This window comes from Neptuniibacter sp. QD34_54, assembly GCF_047778055.1.
Classification (GTDB): Bacteria; Pseudomonadota; Gammaproteobacteria; order Pseudomonadales; family Balneatricaceae; genus Neptuniibacter.
This window is the reverse complement of record NZ_CP180546.1, coordinates 66,784-86,906: the sequence shown is the minus strand read 5'-3', so window position 1 is coordinate 86,906 and position 20,123 is coordinate 66,784. Positions and strand designations below refer to the sequence as shown.

At 48.9% G+C, this 20,123-nt stretch carries 18 protein-coding genes; 11 read left to right on the top strand and 7 right to left on the bottom strand.

The genetic code is table 11. From position 1 onward, the window contains the following. Window positions 1-68: 68 nt before the first annotated feature. Both ACMXYP_RS00370 and ACMXYP_RS00365 read right to left on the bottom strand, forming a co-directional pair. A complete protein-coding gene (locus ACMXYP_RS00370) occupies window positions 69-782 on the bottom strand; it encodes an ABC transporter ATP-binding protein (RefSeq protein WP_415883032.1) in 714 nt (237 codons plus the stop codon). Then, entirely contained in the window at window positions 779-1,594 is an 816-nt protein-coding gene (locus tag ACMXYP_RS00365; protein ID WP_415883031.1) for an ABC transporter ATP-binding protein, read from the bottom strand. The genes ACMXYP_RS00370 and ACMXYP_RS00365 overlap by 4 nt, the downstream gene beginning before the upstream one ends. A 295-nt stretch (window positions 1,595-1,889) precedes the next feature. On the opposite strand from ACMXYP_RS00365, the gene ACMXYP_RS00360 reads away from it, so the two are divergent. The 9 genes from ACMXYP_RS00360 to ACMXYP_RS00320 all read left to right on the top strand — a co-directional run bounded on the left by ACMXYP_RS00360 (window position 1,890) and on the right by ACMXYP_RS00320 (window position 12,081). Further along, window positions 1,890-2,297, top strand: a complete 408-nt coding sequence (locus tag ACMXYP_RS00360) for a MerR family transcriptional regulator (RefSeq protein ID WP_415883030.1) — start codon at window positions 1,890-1,892, stop codon at window positions 2,295-2,297. 71 nt (window positions 2,298-2,368) lie between these two features. Then, window positions 2,369-3,535 (top strand): isovaleryl-CoA dehydrogenase, encoded by a 1,167-nt coding sequence (locus tag ACMXYP_RS00355; RefSeq protein WP_415883029.1) that lies wholly within the window; start codon window positions 2,369-2,371, stop codon window positions 3,533-3,535. A 29-nt stretch (window positions 3,536-3,564) separates the two neighbouring features. Then, window positions 3,565-5,172 (top strand): carboxyl transferase domain-containing protein, encoded by a 1,608-nt coding sequence (locus ACMXYP_RS00350; RefSeq protein ID WP_415883028.1) that lies wholly within the window; start codon window positions 3,565-3,567, stop codon window positions 5,170-5,172. A 10-nt stretch (window positions 5,173-5,182) separates the two neighbouring features. Next, window positions 5,183-5,974, top strand: a complete 792-nt coding sequence (locus ACMXYP_RS00345; RefSeq protein WP_415883027.1) for an enoyl-CoA hydratase/isomerase family protein — start codon at window positions 5,183-5,185, stop codon at window positions 5,972-5,974. Further along, window positions 5,971-7,992: an acetyl/propionyl/methylcrotonyl-CoA carboxylase subunit alpha gene (locus ACMXYP_RS00340; RefSeq protein WP_415883026.1), complete on the top strand. Its 2,022-nt coding sequence runs from the start codon at window positions 5,971-5,973 to the stop codon at window positions 7,990-7,992. Before ACMXYP_RS00345 ends, ACMXYP_RS00340 begins: the two co-directional genes overlap by 4 nt. Further along, window positions 7,989-8,900, top strand: a complete 912-nt coding sequence (locus tag ACMXYP_RS00335) for a hydroxymethylglutaryl-CoA lyase (RefSeq protein WP_415883025.1) — start codon at window positions 7,989-7,991, stop codon at window positions 8,898-8,900. The genes ACMXYP_RS00340 and ACMXYP_RS00335 overlap by 4 nt, the downstream gene beginning before the upstream one ends. An 8-nt stretch (window positions 8,901-8,908) precedes the next feature. Then, window positions 8,909-9,490 (top strand): peroxidase-related enzyme, encoded by a 582-nt coding sequence (locus ACMXYP_RS00330; protein ID WP_415883024.1) that lies wholly within the window; start codon window positions 8,909-8,911, stop codon window positions 9,488-9,490. Between the two features lie 57 nt (window positions 9,491-9,547). After that, window positions 9,548-11,236: an AMP-binding protein gene (locus ACMXYP_RS00325; RefSeq protein WP_415883023.1), complete on the top strand. Its 1,689-nt coding sequence runs from the start codon at window positions 9,548-9,550 to the stop codon at window positions 11,234-11,236. Window positions 11,237-11,256: 20 nt separating this feature from the next. Next, a complete protein-coding gene (locus tag ACMXYP_RS00320; RefSeq protein ID WP_415883022.1) occupies window positions 11,257-12,081 on the top strand; it encodes a class I SAM-dependent methyltransferase in 825 nt (274 codons plus the stop codon). A 13-nt stretch (window positions 12,082-12,094) separates the two neighbouring features. Here ACMXYP_RS00320 and ACMXYP_RS00315 read toward each other — a convergent pair whose 3' ends face one another. From ACMXYP_RS00315 to ACMXYP_RS00305, 3 genes are all read right to left on the bottom strand, one after another. Beyond that, window positions 12,095-12,697: a LysE family translocator gene (locus ACMXYP_RS00315; RefSeq protein WP_415883021.1), complete on the bottom strand. Its 603-nt coding sequence runs from the start codon at window positions 12,695-12,697 to the stop codon at window positions 12,095-12,097. 55 nt (window positions 12,698-12,752) lie between these two features. After that, complete coding sequence (locus ACMXYP_RS00310; RefSeq protein ID WP_415883020.1) at window positions 12,753-13,580, bottom strand: helix-turn-helix domain-containing protein; 828 nt, start codon at window positions 13,578-13,580, stop codon at window positions 12,753-12,755. Window positions 13,581-13,972: 392 nt separating this feature from the next. Continuing rightward, window positions 13,973-15,607: an acyl-CoA synthetase gene (locus ACMXYP_RS00305; protein ID WP_415883019.1), complete on the bottom strand. Its 1,635-nt coding sequence runs from the start codon at window positions 15,605-15,607 to the stop codon at window positions 13,973-13,975. A 194-nt stretch (window positions 15,608-15,801) separates the two neighbouring features. Between ACMXYP_RS00305 and ACMXYP_RS00300 the strand changes: the two genes are divergently transcribed. Both ACMXYP_RS00300 and ACMXYP_RS00295 read left to right on the top strand, forming a co-directional pair. Then, entirely contained in the window at window positions 15,802-17,319 is a 1,518-nt protein-coding gene (locus ACMXYP_RS00300) for a PAS domain S-box protein (RefSeq protein WP_415883018.1), read from the top strand. After that, a complete protein-coding gene (locus ACMXYP_RS00295; protein ID WP_415883017.1) occupies window positions 17,316-17,936 on the top strand; it encodes a response regulator transcription factor in 621 nt (206 codons plus the stop codon). The genes ACMXYP_RS00300 and ACMXYP_RS00295 overlap by 4 nt, the downstream gene beginning before the upstream one ends. Window positions 17,937-17,979: 43 nt before the next feature. On the opposite strand, the gene ACMXYP_RS00290 is transcribed toward ACMXYP_RS00295, so the two are convergent. Then, entirely contained in the window at window positions 17,980-18,402 is a 423-nt protein-coding gene (locus tag ACMXYP_RS00290) for a PaaI family thioesterase (protein ID WP_415883016.1), read from the bottom strand. Between the two features lie 28 nt (window positions 18,403-18,430). Continuing rightward, on the bottom strand, window positions 18,431-20,083 hold the full coding sequence (locus ACMXYP_RS00285; protein WP_415883015.1) for an AMP-binding protein: 1,653 nt from the start codon (window positions 20,081-20,083) through the stop codon (window positions 18,431-18,433). Window positions 20,084-20,123 lie beyond the last annotated feature (40 nt).

Sequence of the window (20,123 nt, the reverse complement as noted above, 5' to 3'; positions counted from 1 at the left end):
AGCCTCTGGACATTCAGGAACCTAAGCGCAGGCCTGTAAAAGGCTTATTCATAGGCTCCTCAAGGCTGTTAAACACCTAAATAGGTATTTAGTAATTCTGTTTTCTCGGTCAGCTCATGTTTGTGAACTTCTTCCACGATATGACCGTGTTCCATCACGTAATGACGATCCGCAATCGGTGCGGCAAAACGGAAGTTCTGCTCTACCAACAAGATGGTCAATCCGCGTTCTTTTAACTTGGTTAGAACCTCACCCAACTTCTGCACAATCACCGGCGCTAAACCTTCGGTGATCTCGTCGAGCAACAAGATATTTGCGCCCGAACGCAAGATACGAGCTAAAGCCAACATCTGCTGTTCACCACCAGATAGGCGTGTGCCTTGGCTGGTGCGCCGTTCATACAGGTTGGGGAAGATTTCATAGATCTCTTCGACACTCATGCCGTCACTGCGCACCGTCGGCGGCAGCATCAGGTTTTCTTCCACGTTTAAACTGGAAAAGATACCGCGCTCTTCTGGGCAGAAGCCCATACCTAGATGCGCGATTTTATGCGCCGGCATATCGATGGTTTCGCGACCATTAACATTGATGCTGCCACTACGACGGCCCACCATATTCATGATCGAGCGCAGCGTGGTTGAACGGCCTGAACCATTACGACCCAATAGCGTTACTAGCTCACCCTGCATAACATGCATATCGATGCCGTGCAGAATGTGAGATTCGCCGTAGAAGGAGTGCAGGTCACTGATACGGAGTTTTTCATTACCACCTAAGCTCATGCCACAACCTCCTCTTTCTCAGGAGAGGTTTCAGCAGGCTTGACAGCTTCAGGCCCTTCATCCGCAGCAACACCGAGGTAAGCTTCCTTAACACGTGGATCGGCTGATACCGTTGCGTAATCCCCTTCGGTAAGAATCGCGCCACGCTGCAGAACAGAGATACGGTCCGCCAGTTTGGAAACCACATGCAGGTTGTGCTCAACCATCAAAATGGTGCGATCTTTGGAAACCTGTTTGATCAGGTCCGACACCACTTCAACATCTTCGTGGCCCATACCCTGAGTCGGTTCATCCAATAACATCAGTTCTGGATCTAGGGCTAATGTGGTGGCGATCTCCAAAGCACGTTTACGACCATAAGGCTGATCGACGGTCACGGAGTTCGCATGGTCTTGAAGACCTACCGACTCAAGAAGCTCCATCGCACGGCCATTAAGCTTGTCTAAGACTTTGTCAGACTTCCAAAAATGAAAGCTGTTGCCCTCTTTACGTTGAAGGGCAATACGGACGTTCTCCAACACCGTTAGATGTGGAAACACCGCAGAGATCTGGAAAGAACGGATCACCCCTTTACGTGCGATCTCGGCGGAACGCATCTGGGTGATATCTTCGCCATTAAAAAGAATTTGACCGGACGTTGGGATTAAAAATTTGGTCAACAAATTAAATACGGTCGTCTTACCGGCACCATTAGGCCCGATCAAGGCGTGAATGCTGCCACGCTCGACATTCAAGTTGACCTTATCTACCGCAGTAAAGCCTTTAAACTCTTTAATCAAATCTGAGGTTTGCAGTACATAATCGACACTCATGCAGACTCTGATCCTCGCTGTTTTTTATTTTTATTTAACCAGCGCAACAACCTAAAAATACGGCTAAATGCTGATAAGCTGTCGCCCAACCTAGCAATTACCCCTACATAAAATCCAGTACAACTTTAGTCGTAGTCGCACTGCAAAAAACGATAGATTTACGATTTAGTTTATATTTTTCAGCAACTTACAAAAGCGGTTAAAATATTTACAAAAATACAGGAATTCCTTTATTGACCTTTACGTGAACGTAAACTTTGCTTAATCTGTAAAGAGTCAAAAACAGCGGATTTTTATGAATAGCAAACAGACTTATTCCATCAGCGAGCTAGCGAAAGAGTTCGCGTTAACCACGCGAAGCATCCGTTTCTATGAGGATCAGCAGCTGCTCTTTCCGACGCGACGCGGGCAAACACGTATCTACAGCACACAAGATCGTGTGCGCTTAAAGCTGATACTACGCGGCAAACGTCTTGGGTTTTCTCTAGCGGAAACCCGGGAGCTTTTTTCGCTGTGGGATGAAACGCTGACTGGAAGCGAAAAACAGCTCACTCTGCTGTTGGAGAAAATTAATGAAAAGCGCTCGGAGTTGGAACAGCAGCTTCAAGATATCGCGATTTTGCAGCAGGAGTTAGATAACGCTGAACTCCGCTGCCATGAAACATTGCTCGAACTAAAACAAAAACAACAAAGAGCCGGTTAATCGTTCATCCCTGCACTTGGTCCTTGAGTGATCTGTGGATAAATCGACACACCGGTAACAAGGGTACGACTATGATCTCACAGTATTCCAGCCTGAATTTTGGCCTTGGTGAAACATTGGATATGTTGCGTGAGCAAATAAACCATTTTGCTGCACAGGAGATAGCGCCAAGAGCGGAACAGATCGATAAGGATAATGAGTTTCCTCAGGATCTATGGCGCAAGTTCGGTGATATGGGCCTGCTCGGTATCACAGCTAAAGAGGAATATGGCGGTGTCGATATGGGCTATTTGGCGCATGTAATCGCTATGGAAGAGATCAGCCGTGCCTCCGCGTCCGTTGCCCTCTCTTACGGTGCTCACTCCAATCTGTGTGTTAACCAGATTCATCGCAACGGTACCGAAGAGCAAAAGCAAAAGTACCTGCCGAAATTGATCAGCGGTGAACATGTCGGTGCATTGGCGATGTCCGAGCCCAATGCGGGTTCTGATGTGGTCTCCATGAAACTACATGCCCGCGATAATGGCGATCACTACCTGCTGAACGGCAACAAGATGTGGATCACCAATGGCCCCGACGCCAACACTTATGTGATCTACGCCAAGACCGAACCCAACGCAGGTGCTAAAGGGATTACCGCGTTTATCGTCGAACGCGATTACCCAGGCTTCTCTCGTCATCAGAAGCTCGACAAACTCGGGATGCGTGGTTCAAACACTTGTGAACTGGTCTTCGAAGATTGCCCAGTACCGAAAGAGAACATTTTAGGTGAACTCAACGGTGGTACTCGTGTGCTGATGAGCGGATTGGATTACGAGCGCTTAGTGTTAGCCGGTGGTCCCTTGGGGATTATGGCTGCGGCGATGGATATCGCAGTCCCTTACATTCGTGATCGAAATCAGTTTGGCCAAGCGATCGGCGAATTCGAACTCGTACAAGGCAAGATCGCCGATATGTACACCCTGATGAACACCAGCAAGGCCTACACCTACAGCGTTGCCCAAGCAGCGATGCGCGGAGAACCCAGCCGTAAAGATTGCGCTGGGGTGATCCTCTACACCGCCGAAACTGCAACCAAAATGGCACTGGATGCGATCCAGCTATTGGGTGGTAACGGTTATATCAATGAATTTCCAACCGGCCGTTTACTCCGTGATGCCAAGCTCTACGAAATAGGAGCAGGTACCTCAGAGATACGCCGAATGCTTATCGGTCGTGAGCTGTTTATGAATAAGTAAGCCATCAACAGGCGACTAGGAGACTATCTATGGCTGTTCTGCACACAACAATAAATACACAGGCAGAGTCATTTAAAACCAACCAACGCGAAATGCGCGCGGCGGTGACTGATCTAAAAGATAAAGTTGCAGTAATTGCGCAAGGCGGTGGCCCTGAATATCAGGAGCGCCATAGAGCACGCGGTAAGTTACTGGCGCGCGAGCGTATCGATCAACTGTTAGACCCGGGCTCAGCCTTTTTAGAGATAGGCCAACTCGCGGCTTATCAGGTATACGAGGATAACATTCCAGCGGCGGGCGCAGTCGCCGGTATCGGCCAAGTGTGCGGCCAAGACTGCATGATTGTAGCCAATGATGCCACGGTCAAAGGCGGTACTTACTTCCCTCTGACGGTAAAAAAACATCTGCGTGCGCAAGAGATCGCAGAGATGAACAATCTGCCCTGCATCTACTTGGTTGATTCTGGTGGCGCTAACCTGCCTCAACAGGATGAAGTGTTTCCCGATCGCGATCATTTCGGCCGCATCTTCTACAACCAAGCACGGATGTCTGCCAAAGGTATCCCTCAAATCGCCGTCGTCATGGGGTTATGTACCGCTGGGGGCGCTTATGTGCCAGCCATGGCTGATGAATCCATCATTGTCCGTGATCAAGGTACGATTTTCCTAGCCGGTCCACCCTTGGTTAAAGCTGCCACAGGTGAAGTCGTAACCGCAGAAGCACTCGGTGGCGCAGACGTGCACTGTAAAGTCTCTGGGGTCGCCGATTACTACGCCGATAATGATGCCCATGCACTGCAACTCGCCAGACGCTGTATCGCCAATAGCAACCGCGTTAAACAAACCAACTTACAACTACAAACACCGCAGCCTCCGCTTTATAACGAAGAGGAGATCTATGGCGTGGTCGGTACCGATCTGAAAAAGCCGTTTGATGTCCGCGAGGTGATTGCCCGGATCGTCGATGGCTCAAATTTCGATGAATTCAAGCAACAATTTGGCACAACCTTAGTAACGGGGTTTGCGCACATTTGTGGCTATCCTGTCGGCATCATCGGCAATAACGGGATATTATTCAGCGATTCTGCTCAGAAAGGCGCGCACTTTATCGAGCTCTGCTGCCAACGCAAGATTCCACTGCTGTTCTTGCAGAATGTCACCGGTTTTATGGTGGGCGAGAAAGCCGAATCCGAAGGGATCGCCAAACACGGTGCCAAAATGGTGACCGCAGTGGCTTGTGCCAACGTACCTAAAATCACAGTTTTGATTGGCGGCTCTTTTGGCGCAGGCAACTACGGTATGTGTGGTCGCGGTTATAGCCCTAACTTCCTGTGGATGTGGCCTAACGCCCGAATCTCAGTGATGGGTGGCGAGCAAGCCGCAGGGGTTTTATCCACAGTTAAACGCGACCAACTTGAGCGCAATAATCAAACCTGGAGCGCCGAAGAAGAGGCCGCTTTTAAGCAACCGATTATCGAGAAATATGAACAACAAGGTCACCCCTATTACGCCAGTGCGCGACTCTGGGATGACGGTGTAATCGATCCCGCTCAAACCCGTGAAGTGGTTGCAATGAGCCTATCAGCAGCCCTCAATCAGCCAATTGAAGATAGTAAATTTGGCATCTTCCGGATGTAAGGAGGCGACTATGACTAAGCCAGTAGTGTTATTGAATAAAGCCCAAGGCGTAGCGCATCTCGTGATTAACAAACCTGAAGTGCATAACGCTTTTGACGATCAGATCATCTCGCAATTGTTAGGTCATTTAGAGGCCTGCGATAAAGACCCAGAAGTACGCGTGTTGGTCCTACGGTCTGAAGGTAAGAACTTTTCATCCGGTGCCGATCTTGGCTGGATGAAGCGTATGGCCAAAAACAGCTATGACGACAACTTTGATGATGCAAAGCAGTTAGCCGCTTTGATGCATCAACTAGATATCCTCAGCAAACCTACGATCTGTTTAGTGCAAGGCGCAGCTTACGGTGGTGCGGTAGGTTTGGCTGCCTGTTGTGATTTCGTAATCGCCACCGAACAGAGTCAGTTCTGCCTGAGTGAGGTCAAAATTGGCCTGATTCCCGCAGTGATCTCCCCTTATGTGATCCGTGCAATGGGCTCAAGGCAGGCTCGACGCTATATGATCAGCGCCGAATCCTTTTCTGCCTGCGATGCCCATCATTACGGTCTGGTTCACCAAGTCGTGGCCACAACCGAGCTGCTCGATGATAGCTGCCACCAATTGATCAATCAGTTGCTGCAAAACAGCCCGTTGGCGATGGCCGCTGCCAAACATTTAGTTGCTGCCGTCAGTGATAGTCATATCGATATTCATCTGATCACCGACACAGCCAGACGGATCGCCGAGATAAGAGTCAGTCCCGAAGGCCAAGAGGGGCTCAGCGCCTTTTTAGAAAAACGAAAGCCAGAGTGGGTAGAGTCATGAGCGAAACACAATCGACGACACTACCGCGGAAAATCTTAATCGCTAACCGCGGTGAGATCGCCTGTCGTGTAATTAAAACGGCACAGAGTTTAGGTATTCGCTGCGTTGCGGTTTACTCCGAAGTAGACGCCAAGGCCAAGCATGTTCAGATGGCTGATGAGGCCTATCTACTCGGCCCAGCTCCTAGTGCTGAGAGTTATCTGCGTACAGATAAGATCCTAGAGATCAGCCGTACAGCCGGAATTGAAGCGGTACACCCAGGCTATGGTTTCTTATCTGAGAATGCTGAGTTTGCAACTGAGTTGGAACGCCACGGCATTACCTTTATCGGCCCACCAGCCAGCGCAATCACCTCTATGGGCTCTAAGTCCGCGGCCAAAGCGATTATGTCTAAAGCCGATGTGCCTTTAGTTCCGGGTTACCATGAAGACGATCAAGATCCACAACGCCTAAAACAAGCATCGATAGACTGCGGTTATCCACAGTTGCTAAAAGCGGTGGCTGGCGGGGGTGGTAAAGGGATGCGTGTGGTTCGCTCTGTGGATGAATTCGATAGCGCCCTACAAGCCGCGCAGCGAGAAGCTCAAAACTCTTTTGCTAACCCCGATATGCTGATTGAGCGCTATTTGGAGCAACCGCGTCATATCGAAGTGCAGGTCTTTTGTGATCAGCATGGCAATGGTGTTTATCTCGCCGATCGCGACTGCTCTATCCAGCGTCGTCACCAGAAGATCATAGAGGAAGCACCCGCCCCTAATTTAGCGGACGAAACCCGCAAGGCCATGGGTGAAGCGGCTGTGCGCGCAGCTCAAGCCATCGACTATGTCGGTGCAGGTACGGTCGAGTTTTTATACGACACCGATGGTTCATTCTATTTTATGGAGATGAACACCCGCCTTCAGGTAGAGCACCCTGTAACCGAGTACGTCACCGGCGTCGACCTCGTAGAGTGGCAATTGGCGATCGCCGCAGGAGCAAAACTTCCGCTATCTCAAGATCAGATCAAAGCCAAGGGGCATGCGATCGAAACCCGTATCTACGCCGAAGACCCTGCGCACGACTTTCTGCCGGCGACAGGCACTTTAAAATACTTATCCACACCCGAAGAATCCGACTGTGTCCGCATCGACAGTGGTGTTCGCAACGGTGATGAGGTCAGCCCATATTATGATCCTATGATCGCGAAGCTGATTGTTTGGGGTGAAGATCGCAATGCCGCAATTTTGCGTCTGAATCGAGCATTATCGGAATACCGTATTGCCGGTTTAAAAACCAATCTGAAGTTCTTAAGAGATCTAGCATCTGCACAACCTTTTGCAGATCTCGACTTAGATACTGGTTTTATCGAACGCCACTACGATCTGCTCTTTGCCGAGCCAGTCATAGACAGTTCACTCTATCTCGCCATCGCAGCGAGTCTGTTTGGGCAGTTAGAAACTCAAGACCAATCTGATCGTCATGCTCACCCTTCTCCGTTTACGGCATTGTGTAACTGGCGCTTGAATATCCCGTCGATTCGAAGCCTTCAGCTACAGGAGGGTGAAGCCATTCATGACATAAATATCGAACAACGGTCAGAGACAGAACTCGTTACTGTTGATGAGCAGCAGTACAACATCAGCCTAGCGCAGCAGGATGATCAACTTCGGGTTCAAGTTGATGATCAACAGCTACAGATGCACTTTTTCCGTGATGGTAATGAGCTTCACCTGTTTCATCACGACCTCAGCTTCCGATGCAGTTTGCATCAAACCACGCACGTTTCTGAGCAAGGGAAAGCCGATCACTCTCTCACCGCACCCATGAACGGTGTCGTCGTTGAGGTTTTAGTTGAACAAGGGCAATCGGTACAAGCCGGCGAAGCCTTAGTGATCATGGAAGCGATGAAGATGGAGCACAGTATTTCAGCTCCTCATGCAGGTAAAGTCAGTGAAGTCTTCTTTGCCGCAGGGGATCTAGTCGAAGAAGGTGCGGAACTGCTCGAGTTGGAATTCTCCGAAGAGGAAGCCGCATCATGACGTTGCCGAAGCAGGTCAAATTGGTCGAGGTAGGGCCTCGTGATGGCTTACAAAATGAGCCCGGCGATATTATTCCGACTGATATTAAGATCGATCTGATCAATGCGCTGTCCAGTGCAGGTTTAAGTCATATTGAGGCCACAAGTTTTGTTTCTCCTAAGTGGGTTCCACAAATGGCTGACGCCAGTGCAGTGATGATGGGTATTCAGCGTCATCCAGACACCACTTATGCCGCACTCACCCCCAACCTAACTGGCTTAAATAAAGCACTCAACACAGAGGTTGATGAAGTTGCGGTATTTACCGCCGCTTCTGAAGCGTTTACGCAAAAAAATATTAACTGCTCTATAGCCGAAAGCCTTGAAAGGTTTGCGCCGCTGATCGAAAAAGCTAACGCCAACAATATCCCTGTCAGAGGATATGTTTCCACGGTGATGGGTTGTCCTTATACCGGTGAAATATCCGCTGAACAGGTCACGGTTGTCTGTAAAGAGATGATTGAAATGGGGTGCTATGAGATATCTCTAGGCGACACAATCGGCACCGGTACACCATTGAAGGCTAAAAGGCTGATAGAAGCCGTAACCAAAGAAATACCCGTTTCAAAATTAGCCGCACACTTCCACGACACCTACGGCCAAGCTCTAGCCAATATCTATGCGGTGCTTGAAGAAGGGGTCAGTGTCATCGATACCTCTGTCGCAGGCTTAGGTGGCTGCCCTTATGCCCAAGGGGCATCAGGTAATGTCGCCACCGAAGATGTGCTCTATATGCTCAATGGCCTCGGCATAGAAACTGGCGTGCAACTGGACGAACTCATAAAAGTGAGCCACTGGATCAGCCAGCAACTGCAACGCAGTAACGGCTCTAAAGTCGCCCTAGCCCTCACTCCTAAATCATCTATTTGAGAAATAACATGAATCCACAACCGTCTCACCTTACGGCGTTAGATCTGCCTCTGCCTTCACAAGATCAACTTCCAGAAGTGTTCCAGAAGTACTTCGCTTTATGCGAAGAAAAGCTGGGCTTAATCCCTAACGTGCTGAAAGCTTACAGCCACAACATCGCTCAGTTAGAAGCTTTTTCCAGCTTGTATAACGAGTTAATGCTAGGCAAAAGCGGTCTCAGCAATTTGGAAAAAGAGATGATCGCGGTCGCTGTTTCTGCCAGTAACGCTTGCTACTACTGCCAGGTCGCGCATGGCGCTGCTGTGCGTGAATACTCTCAAGAGCCGACCCTCGGAGAACTGCTGGTGATGAACTACCGTGTCGCCAAACTCTCAGAACGACACATCGCTATGCTCGATTTCTCCGTGAAGCTGACCGAATCACCCCACCGCATGAATGAAGATGACCGCCAACAGCTAAGAGATGCCGGTTTTAGTGATCAAGATATCTGGGATATCGCCAACATCGCAGGTTTCTACAACATGACCAATCGAGTCGCGAGCGCTGTGGATATGCAACCCAATCTGGAATACCACAGCCAGCATCGTTAATACTCAGCTTGAAATACACATAGACCTAACAACAAAAATAGAAAAGGTTTATCCAACATGTCCGATCTACACAGTTACACTCAAGGCTCTAAAACCGAGCCCTTATTGGATATCACCATTGGTGATCAATTTGATTTAACGGCAGAAAAATTTCCAGATAACGATGCACTGATCGTTCGTCATCAGAATATTCGCCTGACCTACACTCAGTTACAGCAACAGGTAGATCAGGCTGCACGAGCATTTCTGGCGATAGGCGTTTCGAAAGGTGATCGTGTTGGTATCTGGTCCCCTAACTGTGCGGCATGGACAATTACTCAGTTAGCGACGGCAAAGATCGGTGCGATTCTAGTAAACATCAATCCGGCCTACCGCACCCATGAATTGGAGTACGCGCTTAACCAATCAGGCACCAAGTATCTGGTCTCTGCTGTGAGCTTTAAATCATCTAACTATATGGAGATGCTCTACTCTTTAGCTCCAGAACTTAAAGCAGCGCAAGCCGGCCAATTAACCTCTGCTACGCTACCTAACCTCAAGGGCGTGATCAGCCTTTCTTCGCAAGCGTTAGCAGGTAGTTGGTGCTGGCAGGAATTTCTAAATCACGCAGATCAGATCAGTGCCGAGCAACTTAGCACTGTGCAGACGAGCTTAGATATTCACGACCCGATCAATATCCAGTACACATCCGGCACAACCGGCTTCCCGAAAGGGGCGGCGCTATCGCACCACAATATTTTGAATAACGGCTTCTTTGTTGCCGAAAGCATGAAGTTCACCGATCAGGATCGCTTAGTTATTCCGGTGCCGCTCTATCATTGCTTTGGCATGGTGATGGGTAACTTAGGCTGTATTACCCATGGCGCGGCTATGATCTACCCTGACGAAGGTTTCGAGCCGCAATCCGTCCTCACCGCAGTGGCCGAAGAACGTGCGACCGCCTTGTTTGGTGTCCCAACGATGTTTATCGCAGAGATGGAACACCCTGAGTTTGAGCAGTATGACTTGAGTAGCCTGCGCACCGGCATTATGGCCGGATCTATCTGTCCTGCGGAGGTAATGAAAGCGGTCAATACCAAAATGCATATGCACGAGGTCCAGATCGCCTACGGCATGACCGAAACCAGCCCGGTATCCACCCAGACGGCTGCCGATGATCCCTTTGATAAACGCGTCTCTACTGTAGGCCGTACCCAACCGCATATCGAAAGCCAGATTATCGATCCAGCCACAGGCGAAGTTCAGCCAAGAGGTGATGTAGGCGAGCTATGTACCCGCGGCTACAGCGTGATGCTGAAATATTGGAACAATCCAGAAGCAACTAACAATGCTATCGACTCGCAAGGCTGGATGCATACCGGCGATCTCGCCATTATGGATGCTGAGGGTTACGTGCAGATTGTCGGCCGTATCAAAGATATGGTGATTCGCGGAGGCGAAAACATCTATCCAAAAGAGATCGAAGAGTTTCTCTACACCCACCCTGCGATTTCAGATGTCCAAGTCACCGGTGTACCCGATCCACAATTTGGTGAAGAACTGGTCGCTTGGATCAAACTGACACCGCAAGCAGACAACGTGACTGAAGACGAGCTGAAAAGCTTCTGCCAAGGAGCGATAAGTCACTTTAAGATCCCGCGTTATTTTAAATTTGTCGATAATTTCCCGATGACCGTCACCGGCAAGATCCAGAAATTTAAGATGCGAGAGATCTCTATCGAAGAGTTGGGGCTCGATGAGAATTAGATTAGATACAGGAATAGGCCGTGACTGAGGTTAATAAACACTATTCACAAGCATTCGATGGCGAGCAGATCATCCGCCAACTGCACTTATCTTATCCACAGGGGCCAACTGCGTTTCAATTGGCCCCTATCGATCAGTTACATATCGGCGGCATTAAAGCCTCCAAGAAGCTACTGCAACAAATAAAATTGTGCAGGCCGAATCGAGTATTAGATATTGGCTCTGGGTTGGGCGGTTTGATGCGTTTAATCGAGTCGGAACTGCGTATTAATGTGGTTGGGCTGGATATAACCCACGAATTTAACCAAACCCACCAGCAAATATCACAATTATTGCCCTCTTTTGATACTCCTAAACTGGTCACTTCCGATGCGCAGCAATTACCCTTTTGCAGCGATAGCTTTGATCTGATTATCTTCCAGCATAGCCTGCTCAATATCCCCAATAGCCAGCAAGCATTGCTTGAATGTCGACGGGTTTTAAAGCCACAAGGCCGCTTACTGCTACACGAAGTTATCCAAGGACCCAATACCGGCGCAATGCACTTTCCCGTGCCTTGGGCGCGAGAGCCGAGCAACTCTCACCTAATCACACAAACAGAATTAGAATGCCTACTCGAAAAAGCGGGCTTTTATATCCAAAGTTACGATGATTGGAGCCCAGAAGCGCTCGCTTGGCGACAAAAACAACTCAGTAAGGAGCAACAATCCCAAAGCGAGACTGCCGCTGTATCACCCGCCATGATCTTAGGCCCAGAGTTTAAGAAAATGGGTAGCAATGTGGTTAAAAACCTTGATTTAGATGCTATAAGAATCATCGAACTGGTCGCACAAACCAATTGCTGATGATCTATCCTCCCTAAGCTAGCTTCAGGAATATATGCTGATAAGCAATATCCAACGCCACATACACCAACAGTAACGACATCGCCCAGTTTAAACCACGGAAGTAGCGTGGATTGTGAATAAGCTTACCTAATCGCGCACCCATAAACAGATAACTACTCGGCGCGCCAAACGCCATTGTGGATAACAGTAACGACCAGACAAAAATAGCGTATCCCGATATTTCGGCTGCCGGAAACTGCACCGAGACTATCGGCAAGATCGCGATAAACGCTTTAGGGTTGAGCAACTGAAGGATCAACCCCTCTTTAAAGCTCATTGGGTTCTGATTAGCTTTCACTTCCGTCATTGCCATGGCTGACAGAGCCACTTTGTAAGCTAAGTAGAGAATATAAAGGCTGCCAGCAGCACTCAAAAACAGCTCATAACCCGCGGTAATAAACCAAGCGCCGACATATCCAAACAGTAAAAACAGCACCAGCATCGCACTGGCCACACCCAGACTAAACGCCAGTGCCGAGCGAATCTGCCCATGTATACCGGCATTTAAGCTGAGTAGATTGCAGGGACCAGGGGTGTACATCACGCCAAAGGCGTACAGGAGTATTTCAACCATAGTGATCAACTCGGATTAAAAAGAGAGATTTAAGGGGCTCGGAGGAGCCTTGAAATTAAGCGTTCAGAAAGTGCTTCTGATATTGCTTGGGCGTCATACCAAAGATCGGTTTGAAGCGCCGGTTGAAGTGACTCAGATCGCTGAAGCCATAATCAAACACCACATCATCCAGAGCTTTGCCCTTCTCCAAATCCTCACGGGCGCGGTTGATCCGGCAGTTCAAAATATACTGGTGCGGTGTGATACCAAATTGCTGTCGAAACATCCGCAGGAAATGATACTTCGAGAGATTGGCTTGTTGGCTCAACTCTTCAAGCGAAACATCAGTTTGTAGATTGTGATTAATAAAATCCCGTGCTCGCAGAAGTAAGCTATCGACACGACGAGCCTTTTGGTCCGCCTGACATTCGCCGTACAGCTGCGTAATCCGCGTTGCCATCTGATAAAGCTCGCACTCTTGGCACAGCTTATCTGCAGAGCGATCTTCGATCAGCTGAACTAATTGCAGAATATGCTGACGGAGTTGGGCATCATCCAACAGTGTATCCGCCACACGAAAGCCTTGGCTTTTGATACCGGCGGCTTGGAAGACAGGTGCGAGCTGATCAGGGTGCACATAGAGCATGCGGTACTGCAATCTATCATCGATACCGGAATGACCGTCATGCACTTCTTCCGGGTTAAAGACGATAATATTGCCAGGGAGACTACGATGAAATTGACCACTGGAGAAAAAGTCTTGTCGACCAGTCAGCGTAACCCCGAACGAATACTCCTCATGGGCATGACGTCCATAAGAAAAATCGCTCATCGCAGCATTAAGAACAGTAACTTGTTCTAAATGCTCGCTTTTACTGTATTGGAACTGGTTATTCTGATTCATCACTCTTCACCGCTCTTGCTAGTATAAATCGCCTGCAGCTTGAAGGAACCTACGAACAAGTCCTATACGACTCAGGCTTACAGAGCAGTTGAAGCGCGAGGCAATGATTACAGGCATGCAGGTTGCCTGTCGAAAATCATTAACAAAGCGATTCAGTTACTCTATAAGCCCCGTAGGGTGGGCTCTAAAACGACCATCTACGTTGTCAGTCAGCTTGCAAAGGTACCGACATTTAACTGCACTGACTTTCGCGTATCTGGTCGCTTTATAGCCCACTGAGAAAGTATGAGACTTATTCGTAGGTTCCTTAACTACAGTGTAGAGGGATGAGCAAAACTAATACTTGGATAAAATTGCGCACTTTAAGAAAAGTGCGCAGAGGGATACAGCGCCTATTCTTCTGCTTCGGCGCGTTGGCGTAAAACAAACTTCTGTATCTTACCGGTCGATGTTTTAGGGAGCTCTCCAAACACCACCACTTTCGGCGCTTTAAAACGCGCCATATTGGAGCGGCAAAACTCGATAACTTCAGCCTCAGTTAGACTCGCACCCGGCTTAGGTTTGATAAAGGCACAAGGCACCTCGCCCCATTTATCGTCGAGCTTAGCTACCACTGCCGCTTCCAACACGTCAGGATGACGATAAAGCACGCCTTCAACCTCAATCGAGGAGATATTTTCACCGCCAGAGATAATGATATCTTTTGAGCGATCTTTTATCTCGATGTAGCCATCCTCATGCCATACCGCAAGGTCTCCTGAGTGGAACCAGCCGCCAGCAAAGGACGCATCCGTAGTCGGTTTGTTCTTTAGATAACCTTTCATCACAAGATTACCGCGCATAAAGATCTCGCCGATGGTTTCGCCATCTTGCGGTACAGGTTCTAGGGTATCCGGATCAGCCACCATCAAGTCTTCAAGCATAGGCGCTTTCACGCCTTGGCGAGCTTTGAGACGGGCTTTCTCTTCGATGCTGTTGTCATCCCACTTATCGTGCCATGCACACAGCACTGAAGGGCCGTAGGTCTCTGTCAGGCCATAGACATGGGTCACATCAATCCCCATCTCCTCCATCCCTTGTATGACTGCAGCAGGCGGTGCAGCACCAGCGGTCATCACCTTAACTTTGTGCTCAATCCCTTGCTTGAACTCATCAGGGGCGTTATTCAGCATATTTAGAACAATCGGAGCACCGCAGAAATGATCGATCTTTTCTTCACGAATTAGATCGTAGATTTTCTCTTCACGAACATGGCGCAGGGACACACTGGTACCAACAGACGCAGCCAAAGACCAAGGGAAACACCAGCCATTACAATGAAACATCGGCAGGGTCCAAAGGTACTTGGGGTGACGCCCCATATCCCAAGAGACCACATTGCTCATTGCATTCAGGTAAGCGCCTCGATGATGGTATACCACCCCTTTAGGGTCGCCGGTCGTACCTGAGGTGTAGTTCAGCGTGATCGCATCCCATTCATCCTCGGGCGGCTGCCAAGCAAACTCAGGATCGCCTTCTAAAAGCAGTCCATCGTAAGTGATGCTGCCAATCTGCTCACCCTCAGTGAAACTAGAATCTTCGATCGCAATCACTAGAGGATCTATATCTGCCATCTCAAGTGCCTGTTTAACCAGAGCACCAAATTCGCGCTCCACCAGAACCACTTTGCATTCCGCATGCTGCAAGATAAACGCAATCGCCTCAGCATCCAGTCGCACATTGATCGCATTCAGAACCGCGCCAGACATAGGCACGCTGAAATGTGCTTCAAACACTTCGGGAAGATTTGGCGCGATAACTGATACGGTATCGCCCTTGCCAATACCTCGTTGTTGCAGAGCACTGGCAAAGCGACGACAACGGGTATATGTCTCGGACCAGCTACGGCGTGCGCCGCCATGCACGGTAGCGATATGGTCGGGGTAAACAAATGCTGCGCGTTCTAAAAAGCTCAGCGGAGTTAACGCAGCGTAATTGGCTTGGTTCTTATCTAGCCCAATTTCGTAAGGGTTTTGGCTTGTTATCATTGTTATTAATCCTTTAGATGCCCACGCCAAAACTAGCATCAACTAATCAAAAAAACACCTTTCAGATCATCTGGTTAGCAGACTTAAAACTACAATTAACCATATATAAGTATCTTCCCTTATCCTCAAAGCTGTTTTAAAGTCTAAGTATAAAAATAAAAGGTTTTAGATCGGGATTTCCCGCAGGTTTTAATATGAGTGATGACCAGAGTTTAGAACTCGCCCGTTGTAAGGCTGATGCTGATCGTTATCGACTTTTAGCAGAACAGTCGACCGATATGATTTCAAGGCATACCCCCACCAAAGAGTGGACCTACATAGATGCCAGCCCTGCGGTTGAAACTGTACTCGGTTATACCCCCGAAGAGATCATCGGCATGGCGGGGTATGAGCAGTTCCACCCTGAAGATGCAGACAACCTTTCCAAGCGCGATGATAGCGTCCGTTATCGCAGCGGCGTCTACACCAATGTGTACCGCTACCGTCACAAAAAAGGTCACTATATCTGGCTCGAGACCACCAGCCGTGTGATCCGTGATGACAGCGGAAATCCACAAGAGATCATCTGTGTATCCCGAGATGTAACCGAGCGTGAAGAAGCGCAACGGGATATGCGTCGACTCGCACGCGTGGTTGAAGCCTCATCCGATATGATCATGTTTTGTAACCACAAAACCCATAAACTGACCTATCTGAATGAGTCGGCTTATCACACCCTCGGCGCCGAGAAAGATAAGCCGGTGGTCTACTACCTATCGCAGCTTTTCTCTGCAGAGATCTTAGACACGTTGATCAAAGATGCTTTGGAACACGCCTCCATCCACGGGGTTTGGTACGGCAGTATTCCGATGCAGTTAGACCCAGAATTGAACCGTGTAGCTGAGATTCGCGAAATCATTGCCCACCGCAATCGCCGTGAGAATAATCAGGTTGAGTATTACTCACTGATTGGTCGTGATATCACCCTACGTCTGGAAGCAGAAGAGGAAGCCAAACGCCATCAGCTCGAGTTGGCTCATATGTCACGCTTGCTCTCGGTAGGTGAAATGGCTACCGGTCTAGCTCATGAAGTGAACCAACCTTTGGCTGCAATTCTGAATTACTGTCATGGCACGCAAAGACGTTTGGAAGAGGGTGATGCAGATCCGGTAAAAACCGTATCGGGCTCCATGAAGCTGATTATGAAGCAGGCGAAACGAGCTTCAGAGATCATCAAACGGATGCGCTCCTTTGTGCGCAAGACCGATTACCAGTGCTTTGCTTTCCCGATTAACGACAGTTGCAAGGAGGTCAGTGCCTTCCTCTGCCAGGAAGCTCAGGACCATAACATCACCTTTGATTTCCAATTTGGGGATAATTTACCCCCGCTGGTAGCCGACAAAGTACAGATCGAACAGGTACTGCTTAACCTGATGCGGAACGCAATTGAGGCTTACAACGACTGTAACAAAGCCTACAGACCCGTTATTATCACAACCAAAGCTGCCGAAGGTTATATTCACGTTTCGGTAGAGGACAAGGCAAAAGGAATTAGCAGCGAAGGTTTAGCTAAGCTGTTTGAACCGTTTTACACCTCTAAAACGACTGGCTTAGGTATGGGCTTATCTATATCCCGTACTATTATTGAAACCCACGGGGGCCAGATGTGGGCAGAGAGTGACGGTCAAACCGGTACGCACTTTTATCTGAAACTGCCGTTAAGAGAACAATGATGCAAACAAATCCGACAGGCACTATCTATATTGTTGATGATGACGAAGATTTTCGTGATTCCATGCAATGGCTTTTAGAATCTGCCAACCACAACGTTGTTACCTTCCCTTCTGCACGGGAGTTTCTGGATAACTTTAATGGCGAAATCGGTTGTATGTTACTGGATGTACGTATGCCCGAGATTAACGGCCTAGCCCTGCAACAAATTATGCAAGAGCGTAATATCCAGATGCCGATTATTGTGATCTCCGGCCACGGTGATATTCCAATGGCGGTGAGCGCGATGAAACAGGGCGCGATGGATTTCTTAGAGAAACCGTTCGACGGCGATGTGCTACTACGCCTAGTTGGCCGAGCGTTAAGCAAAGCGCAAAAAGCACGCGACGAACAAGGTGCTCAGCTGGAGATTCAGGAAAACTACGCTAGCCTTAGCCGCCGTGAAAAAGAGGTGATGAAGCTTGTGGTTGCCGGCAATGCCAATCGTCAGATTGCAGAAGAGCTGGATATCAGCCCTAAAACCGTTGAAGTGCATCGCTCACGGGTGATGAGCAAGATGCGCGCGAGCAGCCTTGCCTCTCTAGTAAAACAAGCGGCTCAGCTAAACGAACAAGCTTGATCCAACCGCACCTGAGCAAGCTCAGGTGCGATCAATTTGCCGATCAACGCTTATCAGGATCAGGAATTGAGTAGGTCATGGTCGCATGGGCCATTGGTTCCTCATCCCCTTCCGATAAGATATACACTTCCCCCACCGCCAAACGCTTTCCGACTTTGAGCATCTGTGCTGTAGCGAAGATATCGCGATTGGCAGAAGGCTTGCGTAAGAAGTTGATATTCAACTGAGTCGTCACCGCCAAAGGTACGGGGCCTATACGGCTTAATAGCGCCGCATAGACCGTCACGTCAGCTAGCCCCATCATCGCTGGGCCAGAGACGGTGCCGCCCGGTCTTAGATGCTGATCATCCACCGGCAGACGCATAGTGGCAGTACCATCACTTAACTCCACCAATTCCCCATACTGCTCACCTTGGGGAAAGTGCTCTGCGAGAAAGCTCTGCAGCTGTTCAATATTCAACTTCATACACAACTCCAATCTGCCTTAGCTCAGTTTAAGCGACCGCCTCATGTTCATCCCGCGCTTTATTACGCAGGATAAAGCGCTGAATCTTGCCACTCGGCGTTTTTGGCAGTTCTGGCATAAACTCGATCTCGCGAGGGAATGCGTGAGTTGATAGGCGCGTACGTACCAGTTGCTTTAACTCTTCAGCCAGCTCTTCTGTGGGATCAAACTCACGTTTAATCACTACATAGGCTTTAATAATAGCGCCACGTTTCACATCTGGTTTACCGATAACTCCCGACTCAGCCACCGCATCATGTTCGAGCAATGTACTCTCTACATCAGCAGGCCCTACACGATAACCTGCCGTAGTGATGATATCGTCATCACGACCGGTGAATGAATAACTGCCATCACCATGACTCATCACGACATCACCAGTGAGGTAGTACTGACCATGGAATGGGTGCTTCTCTTGCCATGTGTAACCTTGGAAGAAAAACAGCGGCGAGTTATCCACATCTACTGCTAACTGCCCAGTTTCACCTTCAGGGATCTCCTTAAAGTCTGCGTCTAGGGCAACAACGCGATGGCCTGGCATTGAGAAGCCCATTGAGCCCACACGCACAACATCTTGCTTAAGATCATGATGGTTACATGCAGTCATACCGGTTTCTGTTTGACCGTAATGATCCATTACAGGACAACCTAAGCGCTTGTCGACCCAACTGATTACTTCTGGGTTCAACGGCTCACCAGCACTGCTCGCTACGCGTAGCGAGAAAGTTTCATCGGCAGCCAACACATCATCGTTTGCCATCAACATACGGTAAGCCGTTGGTGCCGCTGCAAGGTTAGTGATCTTATATTTACGCAGCATGTCGTAGGTGCTTTCTGGAGTAAACGCCGCCTCACAAAAATGCGTGGTATTACCCAACAACAGAGGACCAACCACTGCGTAGTAAAGGCCATAAGCCCAACCTGGATCGGCAACATTCCAATAGGTGTCTTCTGGACGCAAACCAATAGCAAAACGCATATAAACGTAGAACGAGAGTAGCGCTCGGCTTGGTACGGCAACGCCTTTAGATTTTCCGACTGTGCCTGAGGTAAACATCTGTAAAAATGGATCATCTTTGCCAATTTTTACTGGTGTAAACTCTGTCGATTGCTGCTCAATCTCAGCAACAAAATCGAGATCATTTGTAGCATCAGCAGCCTGATCACGATTGAAAGTCAGGATGGCTGGACAATCAGTTACATCATTAAGCTTTGGACGGTTGCTTGGGTCGGTCACCACCAGCTTTGTACCCGCTTGCTGAACTCGATACTCGATCGCACCGGAACCGAACGCCGTGAACAGCGGCTGGTATACCGCGCCTGCACGCAGGGTACCCATAATCACCACCATCAATTCAGGGGTGCGCGGTAGCAAAGCCGCAACGCGATCGCCCTTACCTATACCTTGAGCGGTAAGGAAGTTTGCAAACTGGGCCGACTTTTCTTTCAACTCAACAAAGGTCATTTGCGAAGCAGGTCGCTCAGCACCTTCATAATTCAGAGCGATTCGATCGCCTTCTGCCCATTTATCTACAATCTCCTCACAGACATTAAATCCATCTTTGAGGTTACCGATCATGAGCTCTTCAATCATGGCCGGATCAAACTTATCGTAATAATCCTGATAGGTTTCGGTTGTCATTAGTTTCCCATCCATCATTTTTTATTTTTGTATTCTTATA